We start from the raw sequence: 4,792 nt of genomic DNA, 5'->3' as shown, positions 1-4,792 counted from the left end.
TCGTCCCATAGATGCGGATTCTCAAGCTTGATTTGATTAATAACATCAATACCGAAGTTTAGGTGGGTTGATTCGTCGCGAAGAATGTATTGAAATTGCTCAGCAACGCCGGTCATTTTATTGCGTCGACCCATTGAAAGAATTTGAGTAAAGCCGCAGTAGAAGAAAATGCCTTCAGTCACGGCATAATAACCAATCAGATTCTCTAAAAACTTTTTATCATTTTCGATCGTGCCAGTTTGAAATTCAGGATCTGCAATAGCATGCGTGTGGCTGATAGACCACTGCGCTTTTTTTGCGATCGATGGGATTTCGTGGTACATGTTGAAAACTTCTTGCTCATCCATGCCAAGCGATTCAATACAATATTGGTAAGCATGGGTATGAATAGCTTCTTCAAACGATTGGCGTAATAAGTATTGACGGCACTCTGGGTTGGTGATGAGTCGATAGACGCCCAGTACCAGATTGTTAGCCACTAAGGAGTCGGCAGTTGAAAAATAACCCAGATTACGTTTTACAATAACACGTTCTGCATCTGTAAGGCCGTCGCTTGATTTCCATAGCGCAACATCTGCGGTCATATTTACTTCTTGCGGCATCCAGTGATTTGCACAGCCGTCTAAGTATTTGGTCCATGCCCAATCGTACTTGAAAGGTACCAGTTGATTAAGATCAGCGCGACAATTGATCATCGCTTTATCGCCTACTTCAACCCGCAAGTTTTTGCCGTTTTGGATGAGTTCAGCTTCACCTTCCGCGGTATCCATGCTGTCTATACGTTGAATAATGTCATCAAAATCACTCGACGCATTCGCGTCAGCTGCTTGAGGTGCTGAAGACGCCGCTGGCTCTTCAGACGACGAAGCGTTCAGTTGCGATTGCGTCTGCTGAATATCTTGATTCACTGTGGTGTCGGCCGCTGCGTCGGTTTTAGCGGCGTTGGCTAGCGCTTCAGCAACAGTGTTTTGGCTACTTTCAGCGTCTGTGTTTGGCGTTTGACTTGGCTCTGCTGTTAATTCAGCTGTAGCTTCTTTTTCAACGACAACAGTTTCGTCTTCGTTATAGTCATCCCAACTTAGCATATTTTTATCCTACCCGGCGAAGTGGTGCTTCGCCTCATTGTTTTAAAAAATTCGTGAAAAATTTTACTGACAAGCCTCGCAGTCAGGGTCGTCTAACGAGCACGCTTGTGGAACCGGTGCAGGGCCAGCTGGTGCCGCCGGTGCTGCTTGAGCCGATACGGCATTTAAGCTACCGGTGTTAATAGTCGACTTTTCTGTTGTGGTAGCGGCAAGCGCACGCAAATAGTAAGTGGTTTTAAGACCACGATACCATGCCATGCGATAGGTGATATCTAGCTTTTTACCGTTAGCACCTGATATGTATAAGTTTAACGACTGGGCTTGATCGATCCATTTTTGGCGTCGAGAGGCTGCGTCTACAATCCACCTTGGCTCAAGTTCAAAAGCGGTGGCGTAAAGCGCCTTTAGATCATCTGGAATGCGGTCAATGTTTTGTACGCTGCCTTCGTAATATTTAAGGTCATGAATCATCACATTGTCCCATAGTCCGCGGTCTTTTAAATCATTGACAAGGTATGGGTTTACTACGGTGAACTCGCCTGAAAGGTTCGACTTAACATAAAGATTTTGATAAGTCGGTTCAATGGACTGCGACACACCAGTGATGTTAGCGATGGTTGCGGTTGGGGCAATAGCCATGCAGTTAGAGTTGCGCATACCCTGCGTTTGGATTTTATTGCGCAAAGCCGCCCAATTTTCTTGGCTGCTTTTATCAACTTCAATGTAGTCTTTGCCGCGATTCTTTTCGAGGATGTCTAATGAATCAATTGGTAAAATACCCTGTGACCATAAAGAGCCTTGATAGCTTGAATAAGCGCCTCGCTCAACCGCAAGATCAGATGATGCACTGATGGCAAAGTAGGAGATAATCTCCATTGATTCGTCAGCAAACTGCACAGCTTGCTCACTCGCATAAGAGTAGCCCATTTTATACAACGCATCTTGAAAGCCCATAATACCTAGGCCAATTGGGCGATGCTTCATATTGGAGTTTTTAGCTTGCTCAACCGCATAGTAGTTAATGTCAATCACATTATCTAACATGCGGATAGCNGTTTTCACAGTCTTCGCTAATTTAACGCGATCAAGCCCGTTTTCACGGCTGGTGTGTTGCGCTAAGTTTACCGAGCCAAGATTACATACGGCAATTTCATCAGCTGAGGTGTTTAGCGTAATTTCAGTACATAAGTTAGACGAGTGCACCACGCCTGCATGTTGCTGAGGTGAGCGCAGATTACATGGATCTTTGAAGGTAACCCATGGGTGGCCGGTTTCAAACAGCATGCCTAGCATGCGACGCCATAAATCTTTCGCCGGGATACGTTTAAACAGCTTTAATTCACCAGTGGTCGTTTGACGCTCATACTCTTCATAGCGAGTTTCAAATGCTTGACCAAATAGGTCATGTAAGTCAGGCACATCGTTAGGTGAAAATAGCGTCCAATCTTTATCGTCAAATACACGTTTCATGAACAAGTCTGGAATCCAGTTAGCAGTGTTCATATCGTGCGTTCTACGGCGGTCGTCACCGGTATTTTTTCTCAGGTCCAAAAACTCTTCGATATCTAAGTGCCAAGTCTCTAAGTAAGCGCAAACGGCACCTTTGCGTTTGCCGCCTTGGTTTACGGCTACAGCGGTATCATTGACAACTTTCAAAAATGGTACAACGCCTTGAGACTTTCCGTTAGTGCCTTTGATGTGTGCGCCGAGTGCACGTACCGGAGTCCAGTCATTGCCCAATCCGCCGGCCCATTTAGACAGCATGGCATTGTCCTGCATTGCCCCATAAATACCGTGCAGATCATCAGGTACGGTTGTGAGGTAACAAGAAGATAATTGAGGGCGCAAGGTGCCAGCATTAAACAATGTTGGTGTAGAGCTCATATAATCGAACGAGCTTAACAAGTCATAAAATTCGATGGCGCGCGCATTGATATCGTCTTCAGCAACGGCAAGTCCCATGGCAACTCGCATAAAGAAAACTTGTGGCAGTTCGAAGCGGGTTTCTTCCCAGTGAATAAAGTAACGGTCGTAAAGTGTCTGTAGACCGAGATAGGTGAACTGTAGGTCGCGCTCTGCATTGATAGCTGCACCTAAACGCGCAATGTCAAATTGCTTGAGTTCCGGGCTGACTAATTCAAGCTCAATACCTTTATCAATATATGCTGCTAGCGCTTGTGGATAGTAGGTCTGCATTTCTTCATGAGTAGCTTCTTCTGCTACATTCAGAAAGCTTAATGCTTCTGCACGCAGTTTATCGAGCAATAGTCGTGATGTGACATATGTGTAATTAGGCTCTTGCTCAATCATGGTACGAGCGGTCATTACTAAGGATGTGTTGACCTCATCAACGCTAATACCATCATATAAGTTTTTCAGGGCTTCTTTGGTAATTGTTTCGGCATCGATATTTTCTAGCTCTGCACAAGCTTCTTGAACAATTTTATTCAGACGCTGCATATCTAGGATCGCGACGCTGCCGTCTTTCAAGGTAACGTTTACGGCTGGGATAGCGGTCATATAGGCAGGCATTTCGACTTCGCGTTTTCTGGCCTGCTCAGCACGATAAATAACATAGGCCTGAGCGACTTTGTGCTCGCCTGAGCGCATCAATGCTAATTCAACTTGGTCTTGAATTTCTTCAATATGAATAGTGCCACCTGAGGGCATACGGCGGAAAAAGGTTGCGGTTACTTGATCGGTTAAACGCGCCACCACATCGTGAATTCTAGACGATTGGCTGGCGGCTTGACCTTCAATAGCCAGAAAGGCTTTTTTTATCGCTATGCTCACTTTGTCGCCATTAAACGGCACCAGGGTTCCGTTGCGTTTAATGACACGGTATTGGCCGGGTGCGGTGACGTTTAATGTGCTGTTTTGAGTAGGTGCTTCGATGTCGGCTGTGGTCATTGTCTGTATCCGTATCATTTATTGATCTGTAATTACGTACTGTATGCTTGATACATCATTAAGTGAGGGTTAGAGGCTTAATCGGCTTGCTGCCTTGCGATTGTGGTTTTAGCACGATCTTAAGCTGTGATACCGACCTGGATGTATTTATCGCTAAAGCCCGGCTGTGCTTTGATGAGTCCCGTTGGAGGAGGAGCTCATGCTGCACGTTAATGGGCCGCTATACAGCTATATATAGGTCGGTATAAACACAAGATATAGTGGTTTTCCCTTACTTAAGGTACAAGATAAATGGCTTGGCTTTTATCTGCAAGAGGCAAATTAGACGCAGTTCAAGCAAGTATCGAGTTACTGCACTGAGCGAATGAGGCTGGACTGTATAAGATATTGAAATGTAAAGAGCTTCTATTTTTCATCATAGTTTTTAAATATTGTATTGCTGAAAAGTATTAAAAATTTATATGAAATTTATTTGCATGCCGTAATTCATCAATCTATATGTTGGGTGTGAGTGTTGTAATGATGCGTATATATTGTGCTTTCTGTCTATGCTTGCGCTTTTTTGGGGCATAAAGGCGATTAACGGCAATGCGGTATTAGTTGGTATTTAAGGCACAAGATAAGGCAGGTATTTTGGCATGCTTAGCCCAGTAATCCACCAGCCATATTTCATAAAAGCCATATTTCATAAAAGCCATTTAGCAGGGGTCTCAACGACGTGTTTAAGCGCAACAATTTTGCCGCAGTATCTTTGAGCTTATCCAAGTAATGGCAAGGAGCTTAATCAGAGGATGAGG

The 4,792-nt window shown here is 44.5% G+C and carries 2 protein-coding genes; both read right to left on the bottom strand.

Going from position 1 to position 4,792, the window contains the following annotated elements; translation table 11 throughout:
• Window positions 1–1,085: ribonucleotide-diphosphate reductase subunit beta (locus HRU21_08820; GenBank protein ID NRA42392.1), on the bottom strand; the 1,085-nt coding region annotated here is incomplete at its 3' end.
• 63 nt (window positions 1,086–1,148) lie between these two features.
• Complete coding sequence (locus tag HRU21_08815; protein NRA42391.1) at window positions 1,149–4,013, bottom strand: ribonucleoside-diphosphate reductase subunit alpha; 2,865 nt, start codon at window positions 4,011–4,013, stop codon at window positions 1,149–1,151.
• Window positions 4,014–4,792: the final 779 nt, after the last annotated feature.

This window comes from Pseudomonadales bacterium (genome assembly GCA_013215025.1).
Lineage (GTDB): Bacteria > Pseudomonadota > Gammaproteobacteria > Pseudomonadales > DT-91 > DT-91.
The sequence above is the reverse complement of the archived record's forward strand: the minus strand, read 5'-3'. Positions and strand labels throughout refer to the sequence as shown.